A 23,796-nucleotide genomic window follows, 5' to 3' on the forward strand; every position below is an offset into this window, starting at 1 on the left:
ATAATTACTGAGCATCTTTACCATATTTAGGTGATCTAGGCCCATATAAGATACCATTAGGCTTACCTGCAGATAATAACCTGACACTTGTTATACCCGCAATTGCATAGCTTTTGTCTGTCATTGTATCTACGATTTGGTTAACAACCGCTGAGACTAATGCGCCAATAATACCATTTGAGGAAGAATTATTTTCAGCACTCGATGCCGTCGCGGAGCCGCTCCATAATAATGTCCCTGTTCTGGCATCAACCAATTTCGCATCCGCAGTGACACGAGTGTCACTAGAAATGACCTGATAACTTGTACCATATTCAGTAATATTCAAATACAGGATTGCATCATTACCAAAAATCTCACGCAACTTTGCAGGTGGAACAGCCTGAATATCGCCCGCATTTGTTATCCCATTTTGTTTAAATGTTTCTTCAACAACGGCAACAGGGAAGACATAGTAACCCGCCTCAGCTAAAGGAAGCATTGTCTGTGATAATAAGCCATGGCTGGCCTGTACTTCTGGTGAGCTATTTTGTGGTAACAACACCAGAATACTTTTGGGCTTACTTTGATTAAATGCCGTGTAATCAACTTTCGTTGGCTGAGCACACCCCGTTAATAACCATGTCATTATCAATCCACAGACTATAAGTAAATGTTTCATTTTACTTTTCCTTTATTCTTCATGAGAAAATCCATGTAAGCCGCAGACTCTGGATACAATGCTTTTTCTGCAGTAAATTCTTGCATTGCAAGATCAACCGCTCCAGTTGTTGAGTACAATAACCCTAAATGCGCATGCAGCCCTGGTGGCGTTGCCAAACCATTTGCTTTACTCATTTCCAAATTCTTTTTCAAAGCTTGAATTTGTTCTTGAGGGCTAGTTTCTGTTTGTTGGTAATATTGGTAAACCGTTGTTTGATAACCGTCCCAGTGATATAGCGGTTTTGGTTCATTAGCACAGCCATTTAATAAAATGGTACCTGCTAAAATAGCCAATAATTTAATTTTCATCTTATTCCCTTATTTAGCTGGCTGCCATGCACCACTTTCAATGCCAGAAACTAAGTTATTTACAGCTTCCCTAATTGCTAAATCTAATACTTTGCCATTTAACGTCGAGTCATAACTGGCTGTGCCACCAAAACCAATCACTTCTCTATTTGATAATTCATATTCACCAGCACCTTGTGAAGAAAATACCACTTCAGATGTTTGAACATTAACAACGTTTAAATTAACTTTGGCATAAGCGACTTGTGATTTACCGCGACCTAAAATGCCAAATAACTGGCGATCTCCAACTTCTTTTCGCCCAAATTCAGTCACATCACCAGTAATCACATAAGTTGCACCTTTTAACTGTTGTGACTGACCTTTAATTCCAGCTTCTTCTTTAAGTTCTTGCATATTTGCACGGTCTAATACATTAAAACGCCCCGTTTGCTGCAAATGTGTCATCAAAATAGTTTTAGATTGATTACCTAAGCGATCAACACCATCAGAGAAAATGCCATTCATATAACTAGAACGATTATCAAATTTCCCTATTGATATTGGGCTTTTAGGACCTGAATATTGAGTGTTATATGTTGCAACTTTTTCTACGGCTAAGGAGCGAGAGGATTCTTTAGCACAACCAGTTAATAATGCACTTGCAATAAAGATTGATGCAATGCTGATTTTAGATATATTCATTTAGCTATCTCAATTAAAAGAAAATTAGAATTAGAATTAATTTTTGCATTGTTATTTTGCATTAAATGAAAAACCGAATCTAGTCAATATTACTTATTTTTTATCTTATATTTAGTTTTACTTTCAATTACTATAGTATTCATAAAGTAACTAAGGTTTACTAAAGTGGTTTTCCAAAACAAAATCAACCGTTTGATTAATATTGATAGATTTAGAGTGAATAATTTAATTGGTAATCTTTAGTGATGATATCTAATATGGTCACGTATAATTAGTAATATATAGTATTAACTGTATTTCTTGGATTCTAATTATAATTTCCTAATTAGCGGTTATATTTCCATATAATAAGTTAAAGTTGTCTATTTTTTAACTGTTTTTCAATGTGACATTAGAAATAGGCCTTTCTCACCTTACATATGCAGATTTACTGCAAACTATATCCATTTCCTGCATTAATTTAACCTTTACTTAACATTAAGCATTGTACTTTACCTTAGAAACGTTGAGTGTAACTAAGTCACCTTGGACTCAAGAAATAGGCTTGTAATTAAAAAAAACAAACCCTCACCATAAGAGAGTTAGCCATGACAATGCAAACAATCGCAGTGAAATCATTTGGTTCTACAAAAACAACATCAAAAGTTTTACTCATTTGTTGGATGAGTATTTTATTTGAAGGTTATGATGTCGGTGTTATGGGGGCCGTTTTACCTACACTTGCTGAATATAAACAGTGGAATTTATCCCCTCTAGAGCTAGGTGCTTTAAGTAGCTATGCGCTTGTTGGGATGTTCTTCGGCGCGTTTATCATCGGTACTTTGAGTGAATTGTATGGTCGGCGCCGCATGTTACTCACTTGTGTTACCTTATTTTCATTGACCATGTTAGGCGCAGCATTCGCACCAACGCCTTGGTTTTTTGGTTTAATGCGTTTTATTGGCGGTATTGGTTTAGGAGGTGTTATTCCTGTTGCAGCGGCACTCACAATTGAATATTCCCCAACAGAAAAACGCTCTTTTAACTATGGGATTATGTATTCAGGATATTCATTAGGTATATTAAGTGCCGCGCTCGTCGCAATGTGGTTATTAGAACACTTTGGTTGGCGTAGTGTGATTGCATTTGGAGCATTACCTCTATTACTTATTTGGCCAATGGCGCGTATTCTGCCTGAGTCATTAGAATATTTGACACACAAGGGCTTACACTCTGAAGCTCAAGCTCTCGCTAAAAAACTCGACATTGATTACCAATCATCTTCAGAATATGTGCAACATAAATCACAAAGTATTAAAGAGATTGTAGCAGTCGTATTTGCTTGGCGTCATTTGCGTGCCACCGCTTGCTTCTGGGTTGCATTATTCTGTGGGATGCTATTAGTTTATGGTCTAAATACTTGGCTGCCATCTATTATGCGAAAAGAAGGTTATAACCTTGGTTCTAGCTTAACATTTTTAATTGTGTTCAGTTTGGCTTCCGCATTAGGCGGATTATTTCTCGGAAAAATTGCAGATAAATATGGTGTACGTAATTCTGTCGCATTTTTCTTTTTACTGGGCGCAATCGGTGTGGGTTGCTTGATATTCAAGCAAAATATCTATATGAATTACGTTCTCGTAGCTTTTGCAGGTGTTGGAAGTATTTCTGCCGCGCTCATATTAACGGGTTATATTGCCAATTATTATCCATCAAATGCACGTGCTTCCGCAACAGGTTGGGCCCTCAGTTTTTCTCGAATCGGCGCAATGACAGGCCCTATGTTTGGTGCTTATATTGCTAGCCTAGGGATTGCCACTAGCTGGAATTTTATTGCTTTTGCTATCGTTGCCGTCATCGCAGCTACGGCTGTTATTTTGTTACCTAAACAACGCGCACTATAATGACAAAAAAGGATAGGGTTTTCCCTATCCTCCTTGAATGAGAACGTGCTAAATCACCATTGCCTATCAATGCAAAGATTGATAAGAAACTTGCGCTCCCTTAGTCAGTTTACTTTCATTCGAATATGTACTTTCTATTTCAATTAAGGATTGGTCCGCCATATTGTATATTTTGTTATACAAAGGAAACTGAGGACGATAACGGATCTCTTTCGTGGCAAAATCCATCATTAAATATTGTTGCGAACCTCTAACTATATTCGAAACAATTAAACCTTGATTGCCGACTTCTAAGCTGTTCATGTGGTTATAACCGCTTTCTGCGATCACCTCAAAATTACCATTAGTATGAAATTGCATCAAAGAAAATAAGCGACGTGAGGGCTCTTGAGCAACTACAAAAATATCACCATTACGATTTTGTGCTGATTCATTGATCCTGACAGGCAGCCATTTACTGCTAATAACCTGTTTTGTTGGGATATCCATAATAACTTCTAGAGATCCCATTTGGTTGCCATAGCTATACCACATCACTATTTTATCTCGATATGTTGCATACGAAAAATTTGAATTTCCTTCAATTTCTTCAGGATATAATGATTTGGCTAAATCTCGAACATTGATAAAATGTTCCCATGTCATTCCTTTATCAGCACTGATAAAAATATTTTCATTATCCGCAACAACATAGAAAGGAGAGCTTTTAGATAAGTAGATTTTTCCCATAATCAACGTTGAAAATAGCTTGCCAGTTTTTTTACTCCAAGGTGTAAATTCACTCACTGAAAAATCAGTTAAGTTAATTTTTTGATAGCCATCACTGAACATCATTAAACATTGTTTTCTTTCACAAACCGCATTATAGAAACTTTGATCGCTATGAGTAATAAAATGCACGCCATTATTATCTGCAAATAAAATCTGGTTATCATATTCGCTTGAAGGCATATAAGTATTATAAGAAGAGTAATAATAATTAGAACGGCCACTTTTTTTAGCTACAACTAACATCCCATTTTCTGCTGGAAATGTTGTTACAAAATCATAACTACCAATCGGGAAGCTATTTTCATTGTGGTTTTTCCACTGCCAATCAACTGTACCAGTACGAATAAAAATAATAAAAGTGAAAGCGAGACTTAGTGCAAACACCAAAACCAAAAAGAGAAAACGTTTACTCAAAAATGGGTTCATGAGCGCACCTCCGTCACATAATCCGTTTGGCCATTTTTACGGCGTAGATGCTTCAAAATATATTGCGCTTGATAATACCCATTGCCACGCTGAGATAGTTTAAAATATATCGCCACGCACAAAGCAATAAGAAAGCTGATACCGAATAAAATCGTGACTGCGAAACTGGTAAATAGCACACCTGTATCCACAATATTAACCCAGTCCCAATAATCCCAATATCCGCCTTTCTCCAGGGTTTCGGAAATTGATAACCCTCCGGCCATAAAGACAAAGAACATTAAAAGTAAGCAAGTGAACCCCCACAGCCCGAAATAAAAGCCTCTTTCTTGAGGAGCCCCCTTACCAATCAAGCTATAGGCAAGCCCGTCTTGATGATTGTAAATACCAAAAATTACCTGCTCTTTTGAATGCGCTTGGATATTTTTATGAAAAACCTCAAGTTCGTCACCTTGAGCAATAAAGAGATTATGGTTGTTAAATAACGGCTCATTGGCTGAAACCAGTACATCCATATGGCTTTTATTAATCTGCAAGCCGATATGATTGAGCTTTTGTTCTGTATCCCCTCTTGCAACGGTTAAGCTAAGGGTTGAGGTAATATTAACCGTCCCACGAGTGACGAATAAAGACGTTTTATCACGGTAATTATCGACTGATTGACGTAATTTATGGGCTTTAGCTTTCGAGTTTTTAATTCCTGGAATGTTAATTATCTGCTCTTGTTCGCTTTTTTGGTATTGCCCATCAATAACCAAATCCAATGCCTTTAAAATTTGCTTTCGTTTTGGACTTAAAATATATTTGGTTTCGGCCAATGCAAGGCCAAACAGAACGATCCCGCCGAAAGCTGCTAAACCTAGAATTGCCACTAGGATGATCATTAAAAAACTATCTTCTGCATTAATAAAGCAATAGTACACCGCAGGAATTAGCATCATTAACAACAATGAAACTAAATATTGTATTCCTAATTTTCGAGTAAAACTGACTGTTCTGTCGGGCTCTAAACGACCATGTTTTTCATGGCAAACCCATTGCACCCAATAGCTTCCATCATTCATCTCTTCTGCGCAAATTACCAAGGGGTCTCCTTGCTGTATGCGCTCTAAAAAAATTTGGCTATTTGAAAAATCATCCTGATTAAAGAAAAATACTTTTTCGGAGGCGATCAATCTTACCATTCCCATTGGGCTGACATTTTGATAATCACATTGAGTAAGACTGACATGGAAATATTGAACTCGCATGAGTAAATGCCTATTTCACTAAGAAAATTTAACATTATGATAATAAATAAAGGTATATAGCCCTAGTAAAACTTACCTTATAATAAAATAATTCAGATAATGATTAACACCATTGAACAGTTATCTAATGATAGTTTAATCATTAGAAATAGGTGTCTCCTACTAGCAAAGACAGTAATTACTGATAAACTTGCACCTAATACAAAGTTTGTGAGTGAAATGTGGCAATAAAACAATTTTACCACTCTTTCCTTTAACAATAATTTTGAATAACAGCGATGACATCACAACCTGCATATAAGCAAATTCAGTCTTACATTTTACGCAGTATTGATTTAGGAATTTTTAAGCCTGGAACTCAAATACCCACAGAACTTGAGCTGTGCGCTCAGTTTAATGTAAGCCGTATGACGGTGAATAAGGCCATTTCCGAGTTAAGCCAAAAAGGGATCTTGAATCGTATTGCAGGAAAAGGCACATTTGTTGCCACGCTAAAACATGAACTCCCTGTTACAAAAGCATTTGATATTTTTGATGAAATCTCAACGAGCGGTAATAAATATAGCGGTCACCAATTACAACTGAAAATTATTTCGGCATCAGCAGAAATCGCATTACAGCTAGGGATTAGTGAAGGAAGTGATGTGGGTTACTGTAAAGTTCTACATTTTGAAAATGATATTCCTTTAATGTTAGAAGAACGCTATGTTAATCATGCCATTGTGCCTGATTTTGTTAAGCAAAAATATGGTGACACTGAAACGCCGAGCGGTTATCTACAACGCCATTTTCCTGTCAGTGAAATGGAGCATACAATAGAAGCAGCGCTAGCCACAAAATCCATAGCTCAGTCCTTATCAATTAAAGAAAACTCACCTTGTCTACAACTTAGCCGCCGTACTTGGACAGGCAGTATTCTAATTAGCTACGTTAATATGATCACTGCTGGCTCTCGTTACAAATTAAAATTACATTCGCGAATTGAGAGTTAATGCAAAAATAAAAAAATGGGGCAAAATTGCCCCAAAGCGACTGATAAAACAAAAAATATCAAGCACAACTACATCACAACAAATTCGTTTTACATTCCCTGATAAATAGGGCCTTCGCCTCCTTGAGGGGCTGTCCAAGTGATATTCTGTAACGGGTCTTTAATATCACAAGCCTTACAGTGCAGGCAGTTTTGCGCATTAATTTGCAGTTTTTCTTCGCTTTTGTCCCCTACAATTTCATACACTCCTGCAGGGCAATAACGCGTTTCGGGCGCAGCATATTTAATTAAATTAACTTGGATAGGGACATTAATATCCGCCAGTTTTAAATGGCAGGGTTGTTCCTCTTCATGATTCGTATTCGATAAAAACACGGAAGAAGGCTTATCAAAAATTAATTTACCATCAGGTTTTGGGTAATTTATTGGCGAAAAATTTCGTGCTTCTTTTATTCCTTCATGGTCTGCGTGTTTTAACTTTAAAGTCCACGGACTACGGCCTTTTAATAACAGTTGTTCTGCACCAAATAGCATTGAACCAACCACTAACCCTTTTTTCATATAGGGTTTAAAATTGCGTGTTTGATAAAGTTCTTGATATAGCCAGCTCTCTTCAAATAGCTGGCGAAATTGCTTTTTAAATTGTAAATAATCAATCATTCCATCCTGGTTAGCGCTAAACCATGCTTCTGCTGCTAATAGGCCACTTTTCACAGCACAGTGTGTACCTTTAATTCGAGCCGCATTAAGAAAACCGGCATCATCACCGATTAATGCGCCACCGGGAAAGCTCAATTCAGGTAATGCGGCCAGCCCACCAGCAACCATCGTTCTAGCACCATAGCTAATACGCTCCCCCCCTGATAAAAAAGCACTAAACTCAGGGTGGGTCTTTAAACGCTGAAACTCATCAAATGGTGATAAATAAGGGTTTTCATAATTTAATCCGACCACCAAACCCACTGCGACTAGGTTATCTCCATAGTGATAAGCAAAACCGCCACCGTAGGTGTGATTATCTAGGGGCCAACCAACAGAATGTACAACAAGCCCAGCTTGATGCTGCTCTTTTGGAATTTGCCAAATCTCTTTGATGCCCAAACCATAGGTTTGTTTACCGCTCTCTGCGGCTAAATTAAAATGATTTATCAATCTCTTACCTAGCTGACCACGGCACCCTTCCGCAAAAAAGGTCATTTTTGCCAGTAAATTCATACCCGGTTGGTACATCGCTGTTGGGTTGCCTGATTTATCCAGCCCCATGTCTCCAGTGGTGATACCTATTACTTGGTTTTTATCATCAAACAGCACGTCAGTGGCAGCAAATCCGGCAAAAACATCAACACCTAATCTTTCAGCCTCAAGGGCAAGTGCGGCACTTATCTGTCCTAAGCTGCCAATGAGATTGCCATTATTTTTCAAACAGCTTGGCAATAAGGATAGGGGTAAATGGCTCGCTTTATTTTCTTTTAACCATAAAAAACGGTCATGATTTACAGGGGTTAAAGAAGCTGACACCTTTTGTTGCCAATCTGGCAGCAGTTCATCAAGAGCCCGAGGGTCTATTACCGCGCCAGATAAAATGTGAGCACCTATCTGCGCACCTTTATCAATTAAACAAACTGATATCTCTGTGCCTTTTTCTGCGGCTAGCTGTTTTAAGCGTATTGCTGCAGATAACCCAGCGGGCCCGCCACCGACAATCAGGACATCGAACTCCATCGATTCCCGCTCGGGGGCCTCGTTTATCTTATCAATATTGTCGATAGCCATTTGTCCACCTCTTACGCTAATGCTTTGTCAAATTCAGGTAAGATCTCAAATAGATCACCAACAATGCCATAATCTGCGACTTGGAAAATCGGTGCCTCAGGATCACTATTAATAGCAACGATCACTTTACTTTCCTTCATACCAGCAACATGTTGAATTGCTCCGGAAATCCCTACTGCGATATATAAATCTGGGGCGACAATTTTCCCTGTTTGCCCTACTTGGTAGTCATTTGGAACAAAACCGGCATCTACCGCAGCACGAGAAGCCCCCACCGCAGCACCAAGTTTGTCAGCTATCGTTTCCAATAACGCAAAATTGTCACCTGAACTCAAACCTCTTCCCCCTGAAATAACCACTTTTGCAGAACTCAATTCCGCGCGGCTTACTTGAGTTAGAGATTGGCTTTTTAACTGCGTAGGTTGAGGTAAATCCGCTACCGTTAATGTGTCAATTTCAGCAGGAGCTTGCGTTTCATATCCCCCCGAAAATGCCGAACTACGCACTGTAATGACCACCTGCTGGCCATTATTTTGTACTGTTGCTAACGCATTTCCTGCATAAATAGGCCTAATAAAGGTTTGAGGATCAATAATTTGGGTAATATCTGAAATTTGGGCAACCCCTAACGTTGCAGCTACTCGTGGAGCAATGTTTTTACCAAATGTCGTCGCTGGAAACAGTAAATGGGTATACTCTTTTGCGATACTTGCCACTGCATGGCCCATCGGCTCTGCAAGTTGGTTTTTAAGGTTATCTGATTGTATTTCTAGGACTTTACTCACGCCCTGTATACTTGCAGCTGACTGAGCGACCTGTTCAGTCTCACTTCCTGCAACTAATAAGTGCAAATGACCACCAGCTGTGAGAAGTTGCTTTGCAGCGTTAATACTATGATAAGTAGATGTTTTTATTGTTTGATTATCATGCTCGACAACCACTAATACCGATATTTGGCTCATAGATATTTTCCTCGATTAGATCACTTCTTTCGCTTGTAATGCACTAACTAGCTCTGTCGCGCTGCTTAACAATGTGCATTGCCCCGCTCGTTTTTTAGGTTCTGAGACACTCAGCGTTTTAATTTGCCCTAATGGCGTAAAATCCATCTCAGCAATATCGATAATATCTAACGTTTTTTTCTTAGCTTTCATGATATTAGGCAAAGTAGCATAACGAGGTTCATTGAGTCGCAAGTCCGTTGTGATAACCGCAGGTAATGGCATCTCTAACGTTTCTAAGCCACCATCAATTTCCCTAGTCACTTGCAGTAATTGGCCTTCAAGCTTCACTTGTGAGGCAAATGTTGCCTGCGGATAATCCAATAATGCACTAAGCATTTGGCCGATTTGATTACAGTCATCATCAATCGCTTGTTTGCCTAATAAAATAAGATCCGGCTGTTCCTTTTCCACGATTTGTTGAAGTAAACGGGCAATATCCAGTGGTTCTAAAGTTAACTCTTCCGGCTTTTGGACTAAAACCCCGCGATCTGCCCCAATCGCCATCGCACTGCGTAATGTATCTTGATAACCAATATCACCAACGGAAACCGCAATAACTTCTGTCGCTTTTCCCGCCTCTTTTAAACGCACAGCTTCTTCGACGGCGATTTCATCAAAGGGGTTGATGGCCATTTTGACATTTGCCAGCTCAACGCCTGAGCCATCGGATTTCACTCTTATTTTGACGTTATGGTCTATCACTCGCTTCACTGCGACTATAATTTTCATAGCAACTCCTATCCCAATTCTTCCGCGATTGGTGGGTATGGTAATGTTCTAAAATCGTTTTTTAGGTTGAGAGAAACCGTAACAGTGATATTCACACTGCTACTGGTTATCTCAATTTTTACTATTTTGAATGCTAATTTTTATGAAATGGTTATTTACTCGTAGGTAATATCAATCTGTCTGCCACTGACATAGGCCATTGTTTTATCGCAACATAATAAATAACACTGGTTGCTACTAAGCCCACAATCCATGAGATATCAACCCCACCCAGTTTTTCAACTAGAGGCCCGGTATAGAAGCCCGTGGAAATAAATGGCAATTGAATCAATACCCCAACGATATAAGTGATAATCCCAACTTTATTCCAACGTCCATAACGGCCATTTGGATTGGCGAGCTCAGGTACATCGTAACGCCCTTTAGTGACCCAATAGTAATCAACAAGATTGATTGCGCTCCAAGGGGTGAAAAATGCTAGCAAAAACAGTAAGAAAGCAGAGAATAACTTTAAGAATGAGTGCTGCCCCGCTAACCCTAAAGCTGTCGAGAAGCTCACCATCAGAATGATGAAAAATAACCTTTGTCCGCGAGAAATTTGGCTTTTCCCACGGAAGCCACACCAAATAGCCGCCATAGACATAAAGCTACCGTAAGCATTCAGTGCAGTTATGGTCACTTTCCCATAAAAAATACTGATGTACAGCAACGCAGCAATTAAACCTGTGCTACCTAAGCCTACGATATAAGAGACTTCATTACCTGCAAATTGATTGCCAGCAAGCGCTGCGGCAAAAACGCCTAAAATCATCGAGGCTTGCGTACCGATCACAGTACCTGAACCGACGGCCAAGAAGGCTTTAATGGTTGGGGTTTTAGTCGGCAAATAGCGAGAGTAGTCAGCAACATAAGGCCCAAATGCAATTTGCCAAGAAGCTGACAATGACATCGCTAATAGAAAGTTCGTCCAGCTAAAATGACGGTTTTCGAGTAGTATTGAAACATCATTCATATAAAACAGACGGAAAAATAAATAGAAGAATGTAATCACACCCACTACACTCGCCACTTTTCCGAGAATATGGATAATCCGGTATCCACAAATAGTGATGCCGATAATCACCGCACCAAAAATTAAGATACCAACCCAGTCAGTCACATGCAGTAATTGGCCAACTGCCTGACCCGCTAATACCGTACCACTGGCAGAAAACCCAACATACATCATACAAACCAGTAAGATAGGGATAACTGCACCGTATACGCCAAACTGTACACGGCTCGAAATCATTTGTGGTAACCCCAATTTAGGTCCTTGCACCGCATGCAAGGCCATCACTGCACCACCTAACAGCTGGCCAATAAATAAACCAATTAGTGACCAGAATACATCTCCCCCCAGTACCACAGCTAAGGCACCGGTGACAATTGCGGTTATTTGCAAATTAGAACCAAACCAAAGTGTGAATTGGCTTGATAAGGTGCCGTGGCGCTCAGACTCGGGTATGTAGTCGATGGAACGCGCTTCGATTAAAGGTACATTCTCCTGCCGAGCTTTTTGCCCTGTTGCGATGTCGTTTGAAACTGTCATGGTAACTCCTCTTTAAGCAAGGCTGGCTTAAAGAATGAACCAATTAATCGTAATGAAACCGTAATAACTACAGTTGTAAGGTCCAGTTATTAAGCATTACGCTGGGTGATGTTTTATCTATTATTCACCCTAAATAACTAATTGAAATACATTCTTAAACCTGATTGTTGTTGTGTTTTTAATTCCATGATCCTGTTGTCAGGTAGTGCTTCCTAAGGTGCTCCATAAACCAGTAAACGCCTGTCCCGCTTACTCGCTTAATATGTAAAATAAGTTAGTGGGCGTCTAAAACAGCACGTGAAATAATAATTTTCTGTATTTCAGACGTTCCTTCAAAAATTCGTAAAATTCGTGCGTCACGCACATAACGCTCAAGGGGAAGGTCACGAATATAACCGTAGCCTCCGTGAAGCTGTAATGCGGCATCCGTAACAAACCCCGCGCACTCCGCAGCAAATAATTTCGCCGTAGCGGATTGCAAACTAAAACGTTCCCCTGAATCACGTAATTCGGCAGCTTGCCATGTCAACATACGAGCAGCTTCCAATTGCGTATGCATATCCGCAATACGCCATTGGGTTCCTTGGTAAGCCGCTAATGGTTTTTTACCAATTTGGCGTTCTTTTACCCAACCTAAAGCACTCTCCATCGCGGCTCGAGCGATACCGAGTGAAGTTGCTGCAACTTCGACGCGCCCCTTATCTAAAACTTCCATAGCAGTATGGAACCCTTTATTTTCCTCTCCCAGTAATGCAGATTCAGGTAGCCAACAATTCAGTGCTAATTCATAAATCGTGCTACCCCGTAACCCCATAGTTTTTTCAGGTTGAGAAAATGCCACACCTTCAGTCCCTTTAGGGATCACAAATGCGCTGATCCCGCGAGCCCCTGCTTCTACATCCGTTTTCGCATATAACACGATGAAATCAGCTTCTTTGGCGTTAGTAATATAGTGTTTATTACCCCGAATGCGCCAGCCACCATTTTCACGAGTTGCCACGGTGCGCATATCTGCAGGGTTAGAGCCAGCTGCTGGCTCAGTTAAGCCAAATGCACCTAATAATTCCCCAGCTGCGGCCTTGGGTAACCAATGCTGTTTTTGCGCTTCTGTACCACCAATTAAAATTGAATCTGTCGCCAAAAAATGTGCTGTTAGCGCCGATGACGTCGAAGCACAAGCCGCTGCAACCGCTTCCACGACCTTACTCATCGCGACACTGCCAATACCAAAGCCACCATATTGTTCAGGTAAATTAATTCCCCAACACCCCATTTCCCCTAATGCTTGTAAACTTTCAGCGCAAAAGGTTTCGGTTTCATCGTATCTTTGTGCATTCGGCTGTAAAATGTCGTGACAAACTTTTTCTATCGCATCCACAACCGCTTGTTCTGTTTCATTAATTTTAAAACTCATTGCATCGTCTCCGCATTTTTAATTGTTGTTTTCTCTGGCTTATAAACTGCATTTGCCTCACCTAATTTCGGGGCCCGACGAGTCGAGTGAGGTTTATTTCCATTAAAAAAAACTGGTTGCGAAACCAATGGTGTTCCTCCGTCATTCAGGTGTGTGAGCACTTGCCTCACTTGGGCATGCTCACTTTGTGTGGCTTGGTGTAAATTATGGATCGGTGAGGCAGGCACACCCGCGTTTAATAATATGTCGCATACCTCTTCAACGGTTTTTTGGCACGTCCAACTTTCGATTTCTTTTCGAAGCTCAGCTTGGTGCTGTGTTCGACCCGGGTCATTAAGGTAGCGTGGATCGTGGCATAACTGCGGTTTTTCCATACATTCGCAAAAACGTTGAAATAGCTTTTCACTGGCAATCGCGATCACCACTAAACCATCTTTTGCCTGATAAGTATCAAAAGGCGTAGAGACTGGATGGCGGTTACCCACTAAGCTCGGGGCCTTGTCATGAGCAAATAGGTTTGAAAGCCCTGTTAATTGCATGCTGAGTAAGACATCCACCATCGCCACATCAATATACTGTGCCGCTTCACCATGACGCTCTCGCGCAAATAACGCACTGCTTATCGCCCAAGATGCAAACATCCCAGCACACACATCCCCAATTGACTCACCACTGCGTGTCGGCCCTGTTTCTGGAAAACCCGTGACACTCATTAGTCCCGACATCGCTTGTGCCACGATGTCATAAGCGGGATAACTGGCTAATGGGCTATTTTGTCCAAAACCAGAAATACTGGCGTAGATTAACTGGGGGTTGTGCTGCTTTAAGCTATCAAAATCGATGCCAAGCCGTTGAGTCACACCAGGGCGAAAGTTTTCAACCACCACATCACTCTCTTTGACTAGTTGGAACAAAATAGCCCGGTCTTCATCTGCTTTGAGATCCAATTCAATACTGCGTTTACCTCGGTTAATCAAACCGTAATAAACACTTTCGCCATCAATGAATGGTCCTAAATGGCGGCTGTCATCACCGTGGTTGGGCACTTCGATTTTGATCACTTCAGCACCGAGATCGGCCATCATACCGGTGCAATACGGGCCGGCTAACACACGGCTTAAATCGATCACTTTGATCCCCGCCAGTGGCCCTTGTCTTTTCTGAGTTAACGCAGCATTCATACTGAATTCCTTCTATTCCAGAAAGATGCCAGCTCAACGTCAGCTGGCACACGACATTACTTCACCATAGGCAAATTAAGCCCTTGCTCTTTCGCACAGTTAATGGCGATGTCATAACCTGCATCCGCATGGCGCATAACGCCTGTTGCTGGGTCATTATGTAAAACGCGAGCTAAACGTTTATCAGCTGCATCCGTACCATCACACACAATGACGACCCCTGAGTGCTGTGAGAAGCCCATTCCAACACCACCGCCGTGGTGTAAACTAACCCACGTTGCACCACCTGCGGTATTTAACAATGCGTTCAATAACGGCCAGTCTGATACCGCATCAGAGCCATCTTTCATAGATTCCGTTTCGCGGTGTGGGCTAGCAACAGAGCCTGAATCTAAGTGGTCACGGCCGATCACAATTGGGCCTTTTAACTCGCCACTTTTCACCATTTCGTTGAAAGCACGACCCAATCTTTCTCTGTCTTTTAAGCCTACCCAACAAATTCGTGCAGGAAGCCCTTGGAATGCGATACGCTCACGAGCCATATCGAGCCAATTATGTAAGTGTTTGTCATCGGGTAATAATTCTTTTACTTTTTGGTCTGTTTTATAGATATCTTCTGGGTCGCCAGATAACGCAACCCAACGGAATGGGCCAATACCTTCACAAAACAGTGGTCGGATATAAGCAGGAACAAAGCCAGGGAAATCAAAGGCATTACTAATGCCTTCATCTTTTGCCATTTGGCGAATATTGTTGCCGTAATCAAAGGCTGCTGAGCCGCGTTTTTGCATCGTTAACATGGCATCAACTTGGACTGCCATACTTTTTTTCGCGGCTGTCGTCACTTCAGCTGGCGCTGTTTGTTGTTTTTCACGCCATTGGGTGAGAGTCCAACCCTGTGGTAAGTAACCGTGTACTGGGTCATGGGCACTCGTTTGGTCAGTGACTGAATCTGGGGTGATATTGCGTTTTACCAGTTCACTGTATACATCCGCCGCATTACCCAATAACCCAACAGAAACTGGCTGGCCATTGGCTTTGGCTTCTTCAATGTATTGCAATGCTTCATCAAGAGACGTGGCTTTTTTGTCCACATAACGCGTTCTTAGGCGAAAATCAATACGGCTCTCATCACATTCCACCGCTATCATGCTAAAACCCGCCATCGTTGCAGCTAATGGCTGTGCGCCCCCCATTCCACCGAGACCCCCCGTTAAGATCCAACGTCCCGCTGCGTTGCCATTAAAGTGCTGCTTCGCCAGCGAAACAAAGGTTTCATAGGTGCCTTGTACGATCCCTTGAGAACCTATGTAGATCCAAGAACCAGCCGTCATTTGGCCATACATCATTAAGCCTTTACGATCTAGCTCATTGAAGTGGTCCCAATTCGCCCAGTGAGGAACAATATTTGAGTTTGCAATCAATACACGCGGCGCATCTGGATGGGTAGGGAACACACCGACAGGTTTACCTGACTGCACTAGCAAAGTTTGGTCATCTTCCAACGTTGTTAGTACCTCTAAAATTTTGTCATAGCATTCCCAATCACGTGCCGCACGGCCGATGCCGCCATAGACCACTAAGCTTTGAGGGTGCTCAGCAACATCTGGGTCTAAGTTATTTTGCAGCATGCGGTATACCGCTTCTGTCAGCCAGCTTTTACAGGTTTTCTCACTGCCACGCGGTGCGCGGATCACTCGAGTTGAGTCAGTACGATTTAACATGGTTGTATCCCCTATCATCCATTTCTAATTAACGTTAAATTAACAATTTTATTTATAATAATCTGCGAGATACCTAGTTAGTGGCTTTGCACATGTATTTTCAAACCTATTAATTGATTAAAAATCAAATAATTAATCTTATATTAACTCACTCGAGACTATTTATTCATTGACGATGTTTATCTATGACTCAAATATATATACATTTACTTCACAAAGTATATACATTTAAATTTGAATTTTTGCAGGAAGAGTGAAGATTGGAATACCTAGGGAGTTATACAACAACAAGTAGATCTCTGTTTATAGAGAAAAAGTTGTATATACATTTAATTTTTTACATAGAAACAAGCAAATAGCGAAATTGCGAGTCGCCTCACAGAACGTAGCAACGATGTATAGCGAGAAGACCCATGCCGTACCGCTCAAAATGGTATACGCCAGAAACAAAAATGGGCTACCTGCATCAACAGATAACCCAAGTGGATTATAACCATGACGAAAATTTAATTTTCTAAATCATTCGCGTTGTGGCTAGGCGGCAAAATGAGGATAGCTCGGGGAGCATACACAAGTATGTGACCCGAGTAGCTGAATGAAGCCAACAACGCCACAGCACATAATATAACCATGACGAAAATTTAATTTTCTAAATCATTCGCGTTGTGGCTAGGCGGCAAAATGAGGATATCTCGGGCAGCATACACAAGTATGTGACCCGAGTAGCTGAATGAAGCCAACAACGCCACAGCACATAATATAACCATGACGAAAATGTAATTTTCTAAATCATTCGCGTTGTGGCTAGGCGGCAAAATGAGGATATCTCGGGGAGCATACACAAGTATGTGACCCGAGTAGCCGAATGAAGCCAACAACGCCACAGCACATAATATAACCATGACGAAAATTTAATTTTCTAAATCATTCGCGTTGTGGCTAGGCGGCAAAATGAGGATATCTCGGGCAGCATACACAAGTATGTGACCCGAGTAGCTGAATGAAGCCAACAACGCCACAGCACATAATATAACCATGACGAAAATTTAATTTTCTAAATCATTCGCGTTGTGGCTAGGCGGCAAAATGAGGATATCTCGGGCAGCATACACAAGTATGTGACCCGAGTAGCTGAATGAAGCCAACAACACCACAGCACATAATATAACCATGACGAAAATGTAATTTTCTAAATCATTCGCGTTGTGGCTAGGCGGCAAAATGAGGATATCTCGGGGAGCATACACAAGTATGTGACCCGAGTAGCCGAATGAAGCCAACAACGCCACAGCACGAAGGATGACGAAAATTTTAGCCGCCGAGATACGCGCTTCTTACTGCTTCATTGGCTAAAAGCGCCTTTCCACTATCTTCCAACACAATATGCCCATTTTCCAACACATAACCACGGTCTGCGAGTTTCAGCGCTTGGTTGGCGTTTTGTTCGACAAGAAAAATTGTCATGCCTTCCTCGCGTAGCTGTTGGATCGTATCGAAAATTTGCATAATGATAATGGGGGCAAGGCCTAGGGACGGCTCATCAAGCAACAGCAGCTCTGGCTGGCTCATTAAAGCACGGCCTATCGCTAGCATTTGTTGCTCTCCACCTGACATCGTTCCTGAACGTTGGCTTCGGCGTTCATAAAGCCTTGGAAACAGCTTATAAACCCGCTCAATACGTTCTTGGTACTGTTGGCGATTTGCAAAAAAGCCCCCCATTGCGAGGTTCTCTTCCACGGTCATACGAGAAAAGACACGCCGCCCTTCTGGCACTATTGCAATGTCTTCACGCATAATTTTCGAAGTGGGCAATTGAGTGATATCCACCCCTCGGTAGATGACTTGACCTTCCGATGCACGCGGGTCTCCACAAAGGGTACTGAGCAACGTTGTTTTCCCTGCACCATTTGCTCCGATTAAGGTCACAATCTCACCTTTTTGGATATTCAAGCTAATTTCATGTAACGCTTGTATTTTTCCATAATGGGTAGACACTTTTTTAAATTCAAGCATCAGTAAGCTTCCCCCAAATAGGCTTTTATCACATCAGGATGTTGACGAATTTCACTTGGCGTCCCATTGGCCAATGGCGTTCCTTGATTCACCACATAAATGCGATCTGAAATTCCCATGACTAATTTCATATCATGTTCAATTAATAAAATGGAAACATTATGATGAGCACGTAGTTCGGCAATTAAATCATCCAAATCATTGGTTTCTTTAGGGTTAAGCCCCGCAGCAGGTTCATCTAGCATTAAAATTTCAGGGCGAGTTACCATACAGCGAGCAATTTCTAACCGGCGCTGCTGCCCATAAGCTAAATTTCCAGCTTGTCGGTTTGCAAATGGTAGTAAATCTATGCGCTCTAACCATTTTACTGCATTATCAAGCGCTTCTGATTCTGCACGACGAAATGCAGGCGTTTTCAATAACCCAGAAAAAATGCCACTTTTTAAATGTTGATGCTGTGCAACAAGGAGATTTTCAATCACCGTCATTTCTTTGAATAACCGCACATGTTGGAACGTTCTTATCACTCCAAGACGAGCAATCGCCTGCCCAGTCAGCCCTTCAAGGTGCTTTTCACGATATAAAATAGTGCCGCTGGTCGGTTTATAAAAACCCGTTAAACAGTTAAAAATGGTGGTTTTCCCCGCCCCATTCGGGCCAATCAGTGAGACAATTTCCCCTTGGTTAATGGTTAACTCAACATTATTGACAGCAAGTAACCCACCAAAACGCATCGTTAAACCATTCACCTGGAGCAAAGGCGTTGTGTTATGGCTCATACGCCCTCCCCTTCAGGGACTTTTTTCACCTGCATTTGACGACGTTTCATTGGTAATAAGCCTTGGGGCCGCCAGATCATCATCAATACCATTAATGCCCCTAATAGCAGCATGCTGTATTGGTTAAGGTCACGCATCATTTCCCTTGATACGACTAAGATAATCGCAGCTAAAATAACGGAAGTTTGTGAGCCCATTCCTCCTAAAACGACGATGGCTAACACAAATGCCGATTCCACAAAAGTAAAAGACTCTGGGCTAATAAACCCTTGCCGTGCAGCAAATAATGTACCTGCAAACCCAGCAAAGGCTGCGCTGATAGTAAATGCCGTTAATTTTATTCGAGTTGGGCTTAGCCCTAATGAACGACAAGCAATTTCATCTTCACGTAGTGCTTCCCACGCACGGCCTAATGGCATACGCAGTAATCGATTTATCACAAACAAAGTTAAAACTACTAATAGCAAAGCGACAAAATACAGGAAAATAATTCGGTCGCCAGGACTGTAATCTAAGCCGAAAAAGTTATGGAAGGTATCCCAACCATCTTTTGCTGTACGGCTAAATTCCAAACCAAAAAAAGTCGGTTTTGGTAATTGGCTGATCCCATTTGGCCCGCCAGTGATTTCGGTATTATTCAGTAATAAAATACGAACAATTTCCCCAAACCCAAGTGTCACTATTGCGAGATAGTCCCCACGTAGCCTTAGAACAGGGAACCCCAATAAAAAGCCCGCTAATGCAGCGGTTAATCCTGCAATCGGTAAACTTTCCCAGAACCCAAAACCATAGTAATGATTTAATAAACCAAAGGTATAAGCCCCTATCGCATAGAAGCCTGCGTAGCCTAAAACCAGTAAGCCAGATAACCCAACCACCACGTTTAAGCCTAGCCCTAACATCACGTAAATTAGCGTTAAGGTCGCGATATCCACACTTCCACGAGAAACAATAAACGGCCAAATAATTGCAGCAATAATAATTATAACCGCAAGGATTTTTTGCTTCGTTGTCGAACCATCAAAATCAGGAATAGCCCACGCTTTCTTAGGAACGCCTTGCCACACTTTTCTTAAGGTTGGACGAACCAATTGGTACACAAAGATCACAACAATACCTGCAATGATCCAGTTCCAACGCACTGAGTCTCCAACGGTCACAACCAGCTTCGTGCCATCCAGCGCGAGCTGCAGCCCCATCATAAACAATGCCAATACAAAAAAAGTCACTGAAGCTACAATGGCATTAATCCAATTTTCTTTTCTCATACTTTTTCGACCTCCGGGCGTCCCAGAATGCCGGTTGGCATGATCAATAACACACCAATCAATAAACCAAATGACACTACATCTTTATATTCCGTGCTTAAATATGCAGAAGTCATTGCTTCCGCAACGCCTAAGATCAACCCACCTAGCATCGCACCGGGAATACTTCCAATCCCCCCTAATACCGCCGCGGTAAATGCTTTCATTCCTGCCATAAAACCAATGTATGGGTTAATCACGCCATAAAATTGCCCTAATAGCACCCCCGCGACAGCAGCCATGGCTGCACCAATCACAAAGGTCAATGAAATAACGCGGTCAGTATTAATGCCCAATAAGCTGGCCATTTTAAGATCTTCTGCGCATGCTCGACAGGCTCTTCCCATTTTTGAATAGCGAATAAATAGCGTCAAAGCTAACATCGCAAGCACGGTAACCACCCAGATGGTCAATTGCATCTTAGTCACCGTGGCTTCAAAACCATCGCTTTCACCCAGAACCCATTGCCCGGTGATCAAGCTGGGTAGGGCTAAATCACGCGAACCTTGTGACAGGCTGACATAGTTTTGTAGGAAAATAGACATCCCGATCGCAGAGATCAGTGCAATCAAACGTTTAGAATGGCGAACTGGACGATAAGCAACCCGTTCAATACTCCAACCATAGGTGCTAGAGACCACAATCGCGGCAATAAAGGCCGCTGCAACAAGGATCCAGCCGATATCGATCCCGAGCATCATCAAGCCTGCGATCACAATAAAAGAGACATAGCTGCCTATCATGTACACTTCGCCATGGGCAAAGTTAATCATCCCAATGATGCCATATACCATCGTATATCCGATGGCTATCAGTGCATAGGTACTGCCAAGGGTTAAACCATTCAGAAGCTGCTGAATAAAATAGAGAATTTGATCTGACATAAGACTATCCTTTCTAACTACCTGTCCTATATAGAGAGCAGAAGCCGGAAGCAATTAACTCACTTCCGGTTCTTATTCACTATGCTGGAACACTGCTGAGTACTATTTTACAGAGGTGGAAGTCCCATCTTTGTGCCACTCAAATACACCGAACTCAAACCCTTTCAGGTCACCGTTTGGCTGCCAGCTTAATGTCCCCATAACCGTTTCGACTGGATTTGCTTTCAGGTCTTTCACCAAATCTTCAGGCTCGATGCTGCCAGTACGCTCCATTGCCGTCGTTAAACCTTGGATCGCAGCATAAGTAGTCCAAACAAATGGTCCTGTTGGGTCTTCTTTTTTCGCTTTAATGGCATCTACGATAGGTTGGTTCGTTGCGACTTGGTCATAACGTTTTGGTAAAGTTACCAACATGCCCTCAGAGGCATCACCTGCAATATTCGATAATGAAGAGTTACCGACGCCTTCAGGCCCCATAAAGCGAATATTCAAGCCAGCTTGCTTCGCTTGGCGTAAAATTTGCCCCATTTCTGGGTAGTAACCGCCGAAATAAACAAAATCGACATTCTCTTTTTTCAGTTTAGCGACTAATGCAGAGAAATCTTTATCCCCTGCAGTTACCCCTTCAAACATCACCTCTTTGACGCCCGCTTTATTTAAGCTTTCGCGTACCGAACGTGCTAGGCCTTCGCCGTACTGTTGTTTATCATGAACAACAGCAATACGAGATGGCTTAATATCTTCCATAATATATTTCGCCGCAGTTGGACCTTGGTCTGAGTCTAAACCTGTTGTACGCAGAACCATTTGGTAGCCACGGGTGGTTAAATCTGCATTAGTGGCCGCTGGGGTGATCATAATGACACCTTCATCTTCATAAATATCGGATGCAGGCTGTGTTGAAGAGGAACATAAATGCCCAATGACATGGCGAATACCATCATTAATGACCTTGTTTGCGACCGCAACCGCTTGTTTTGGGTCGCAAGCATCATCATACTCAACAGCAACTAATGTATTTCCATTAATGCCACCTTTAGCATTAATATCCGCAATCGCTTGTCGTGCGCCTGTAAATTCCATATCACCATATTGCGCTACAGGTCCTGACATTGCGCCAACAACCGCTATTTTAATTTCCTTTGCCCATCCTGCAGAACTGAATGCCATCGCAATGCAGCCCGCTAATAATGCTTTATTCATATTCTTCATTTTATCGTCCCCGTCTTCATGGTTCTGAGTGTTTGTGTTTGATTTGTAGTAGATTATTATGGTTGACAGGTACAATGCCTGATATTTCAAAATACAGCGAATAAGGCTATATATTTCATAACATTAAACAAGATAATTATGCTAAATAGCAAATGGATATGGCAGGTTTTTACATTAGATGCAGAATAAAAAACTGATGTGTTAAAGTGGTTTTTTTGTAAATACTAGTGTTATATTCGGGTTAAATTTAAATTAATCCGAGTGAAATTCGGAAAATTCAGTATCACCAAATTTTTCTCTCTAAAATCAAAAAATCGGTTGTAGATCACTCTGGCAGGATGAGTGACTGCAACTCTTACAGGGAAACAGACAAAATATCATGAGACTCACGATTATCCCTTTGGTCAATCCTACTGAGCAACAATCTCTGGACTTACATAAAATCTGGCCTGACCAGAGCCAAGCATTACTAGCAAAACAGCTTGCAACTGGGCAACAGATCTATGCTGCCCGCTTTAATGACCGCCTTCTTGGCGCCGCAAAAATTACCGTAGAACATAATACAGCCACTATGCAGGATTTTTATATTCGAGAAATCACTCGTCGACGAGGTGTCGGTTCATATTTATTAGCAGAAATTTGCCAAGCAATCCCGAATATTACACTATGGAAATTCGACACTAACGGAGTTGCACCGCAAGAAAAAAACGTGATGCGGCTATTTTTGACTGCTCATGGCTTCAATGCCACCACACTGCCTGATATCTGGGAGAAACAGCATGAAACTAAATAGAATTCATCATGTTGCAATAATTGCATCCAATTTTGAAGTCAGTAAGGATTTTTATTGCCGTATTTTGGGATTAAATTTGCTTGAAGAACACTACCGTCCAGCAAATGATTCGTGGAAAGCGGACTTAGCCTTTGGTGAGCATTACCAAATTGAGTTATTCAGTTTTGTTAATCCACCAGCGAGACTAAGTTACCCCGAAGCCACAGGGCTACGTCATTTAGCCTTCAGTGTCGATGATTTAGATAAATGGGTCGCTTATTTAACTGAACAAGATGTGGCTTGTGAAGCAATACGGGTTGACCCCTACACGCAAAAGCGTTTTACATTTTTCACAGACCCAGATGGCTTACCGCTAGAGTTATACAGTGATTAATTG

21 protein-coding genes are annotated in these 23,796 nt (G+C 41.6%); 4 read left to right on the forward strand and 17 right to left on the reverse strand.

Annotated features, from left to right (window positions below):
- Positions 1-4 precede the first annotated feature (4 nt).
- The 3 genes from M0M83_RS17360 to M0M83_RS17370 are packed head-to-tail and all read right to left on the reverse strand — an operon-like array spanning position 5 to position 1,695.
- Complete coding sequence (locus M0M83_RS17360) at positions 5-661, reverse strand: DUF799 domain-containing protein (RefSeq protein WP_213914283.1); 657 nt, start codon at positions 659-661, stop codon at positions 5-7.
- Positions 658-1,011 (reverse strand): DUF4810 domain-containing protein, encoded by a 354-nt coding sequence (locus M0M83_RS17365; RefSeq protein WP_213914282.1) that lies wholly within the window; start codon positions 1,009-1,011, stop codon positions 658-660. Before M0M83_RS17365 ends, M0M83_RS17360 begins: the two co-directional genes overlap by 4 nt.
- A gap of 9 nt (positions 1,012-1,020) precedes the next feature.
- The gene (locus M0M83_RS17370) at positions 1,021-1,695 is read right to left on the reverse strand and encodes a CsgG/HfaB family protein (protein WP_102137964.1); all 675 of its coding nucleotides are present in this window, start codon (positions 1,693-1,695) and stop codon (positions 1,021-1,023) included.
- 587 nt (positions 1,696-2,282) lie between these two features.
- Between M0M83_RS17370 and M0M83_RS17375 the strand changes: the two genes are divergently transcribed.
- Positions 2,283-3,578, forward strand: a complete 1,296-nt coding sequence (locus tag M0M83_RS17375) for an MFS transporter (protein ID WP_248467079.1) — start codon at positions 2,283-2,285, stop codon at positions 3,576-3,578.
- 66 nt (positions 3,579-3,644) lie between these two features.
- Here the strand turns inward: M0M83_RS17375 and M0M83_RS17380 are convergent, their stop codons facing one another.
- On the reverse strand, positions 3,645-4,775 hold the full coding sequence (locus M0M83_RS17380; protein WP_248467081.1) for a hypothetical protein: 1,131 nt from the start codon (positions 4,773-4,775) through the stop codon (positions 3,645-3,647).
- Positions 4,772-6,025: a hypothetical protein gene (locus M0M83_RS17385; RefSeq protein ID WP_248467082.1), complete on the reverse strand. Its 1,254-nt coding sequence runs from the start codon at positions 6,023-6,025 to the stop codon at positions 4,772-4,774. The genes M0M83_RS17380 and M0M83_RS17385 overlap by 4 nt, the downstream gene beginning before the upstream one ends.
- A gap of 278 nt (positions 6,026-6,303) precedes the next feature.
- Between M0M83_RS17385 and M0M83_RS17390 the strand changes: the two genes are divergently transcribed.
- Positions 6,304-7,017 (forward strand): UTRA domain-containing protein, encoded by a 714-nt coding sequence (locus tag M0M83_RS17390; RefSeq protein WP_125890466.1) that lies wholly within the window; start codon positions 6,304-6,306, stop codon positions 7,015-7,017.
- An 89-nt stretch (positions 7,018-7,106) separates the two neighbouring features.
- Here M0M83_RS17390 and M0M83_RS17395 read toward each other — a convergent pair whose 3' ends face one another.
- The 12 genes from M0M83_RS17395 to M0M83_RS17450 all read right to left on the reverse strand — a co-directional run bounded on the left by M0M83_RS17395 (position 7,107) and on the right by M0M83_RS17450 (position 22,627).
- Positions 7,107-8,789, reverse strand: a complete 1,683-nt coding sequence (locus tag M0M83_RS17395) for an electron transfer flavoprotein-ubiquinone oxidoreductase (RefSeq protein ID WP_248467084.1) — start codon at positions 8,787-8,789, stop codon at positions 7,107-7,109.
- Positions 8,790-8,800: 11 nt separating this feature from the next.
- A complete protein-coding gene (locus tag M0M83_RS17400; RefSeq protein ID WP_213914279.1) occupies positions 8,801-9,751 on the reverse strand; it encodes an electron transfer flavoprotein subunit alpha/FixB family protein in 951 nt (316 codons plus the stop codon).
- Between the two features lie 15 nt (positions 9,752-9,766).
- A complete protein-coding gene (locus M0M83_RS17405) occupies positions 9,767-10,522 on the reverse strand; it encodes an electron transfer flavoprotein subunit beta/FixA family protein (protein ID WP_213914278.1) in 756 nt (251 codons plus the stop codon).
- Between the two features lie 151 nt (positions 10,523-10,673).
- On the reverse strand, positions 10,674-12,113 hold the full coding sequence (locus M0M83_RS17410) for a purine-cytosine permease family protein (RefSeq protein ID WP_125890470.1): 1,440 nt from the start codon (positions 12,111-12,113) through the stop codon (positions 10,674-10,676).
- Between the two features lie 274 nt (positions 12,114-12,387).
- Positions 12,388-13,527: an acyl-CoA dehydrogenase family protein gene (locus tag M0M83_RS17415; RefSeq protein ID WP_125890471.1), complete on the reverse strand. Its 1,140-nt coding sequence runs from the start codon at positions 13,525-13,527 to the stop codon at positions 12,388-12,390.
- Complete coding sequence (locus M0M83_RS17420) at positions 13,524-14,708, reverse strand: CaiB/BaiF CoA transferase family protein (RefSeq protein WP_248467086.1); 1,185 nt, start codon at positions 14,706-14,708, stop codon at positions 13,524-13,526. Before M0M83_RS17420 ends, M0M83_RS17415 begins: the two co-directional genes overlap by 4 nt.
- Positions 14,709-14,764: 56 nt before the next feature.
- On the reverse strand, positions 14,765-16,432 hold the full coding sequence (gene hutU, locus M0M83_RS17425; protein ID WP_125890473.1) for a urocanate hydratase: 1,668 nt from the start codon (positions 16,430-16,432) through the stop codon (positions 14,765-14,767).
- 1,311 nt (positions 16,433-17,743) lie between these two features.
- Positions 17,744-18,445: a high-affinity branched-chain amino acid ABC transporter ATP-binding protein LivF gene (gene livF / locus M0M83_RS17430; protein WP_102137976.1), complete on the reverse strand. Its 702-nt coding sequence runs from the start codon at positions 18,443-18,445 to the stop codon at positions 17,744-17,746.
- Positions 18,445-19,224 carry a high-affinity branched-chain amino acid ABC transporter ATP-binding protein LivG gene (gene livG / locus M0M83_RS17435; protein ID WP_213914276.1) on the reverse strand — a complete coding sequence of 260 codons (780 nt, stop codon included), beginning with the start codon at positions 19,222-19,224 and terminating at the stop codon, positions 18,445-18,447. The genes livF and livG overlap by 1 nt, the downstream gene beginning before the upstream one ends.
- Positions 19,221-20,492 (reverse strand): high-affinity branched-chain amino acid ABC transporter permease LivM, encoded by a 1,272-nt coding sequence (locus M0M83_RS17440; protein ID WP_102137978.1) that lies wholly within the window; start codon positions 20,490-20,492, stop codon positions 19,221-19,223. Before M0M83_RS17440 ends, livG begins: the two co-directional genes overlap by 4 nt.
- On the reverse strand, positions 20,489-21,415 hold the full coding sequence (gene livH, locus M0M83_RS17445; protein WP_125890475.1) for a high-affinity branched-chain amino acid ABC transporter permease LivH: 927 nt from the start codon (positions 21,413-21,415) through the stop codon (positions 20,489-20,491). The genes M0M83_RS17440 and livH overlap by 4 nt, the downstream gene beginning before the upstream one ends.
- 102 nt (positions 21,416-21,517) lie before the next feature.
- On the reverse strand, positions 21,518-22,627 hold the full coding sequence (locus tag M0M83_RS17450) for a branched-chain amino acid ABC transporter substrate-binding protein (protein ID WP_125890476.1): 1,110 nt from the start codon (positions 22,625-22,627) through the stop codon (positions 21,518-21,520).
- A 379-nt stretch (positions 22,628-23,006) separates the two neighbouring features.
- Here M0M83_RS17450 and panM point away from each other — a divergent pair, with 379 nt between their 5' ends.
- Both panM and M0M83_RS17460 read left to right on the forward strand, forming a co-directional pair.
- Positions 23,007-23,420 carry an aspartate 1-decarboxylase autocleavage activator PanM gene (gene panM / locus M0M83_RS17455; RefSeq protein ID WP_125890477.1) on the forward strand — a complete coding sequence of 138 codons (414 nt, stop codon included), beginning with the start codon at positions 23,007-23,009 and terminating at the stop codon, positions 23,418-23,420.
- Positions 23,407-23,793, forward strand: a complete 387-nt coding sequence (locus tag M0M83_RS17460; RefSeq protein WP_125890478.1) for a VOC family protein — start codon at positions 23,407-23,409, stop codon at positions 23,791-23,793. The genes panM and M0M83_RS17460 overlap by 14 nt, the downstream gene beginning before the upstream one ends.
- Positions 23,794-23,796: the final 3 nt, after the last annotated feature.

The sequence above is a fragment of the Providencia rettgeri genome, assembly GCF_023205015.1.
Classification (GTDB): domain Bacteria; phylum Pseudomonadota; class Gammaproteobacteria; order Enterobacterales; family Enterobacteriaceae; genus Providencia; species Providencia rettgeri_E.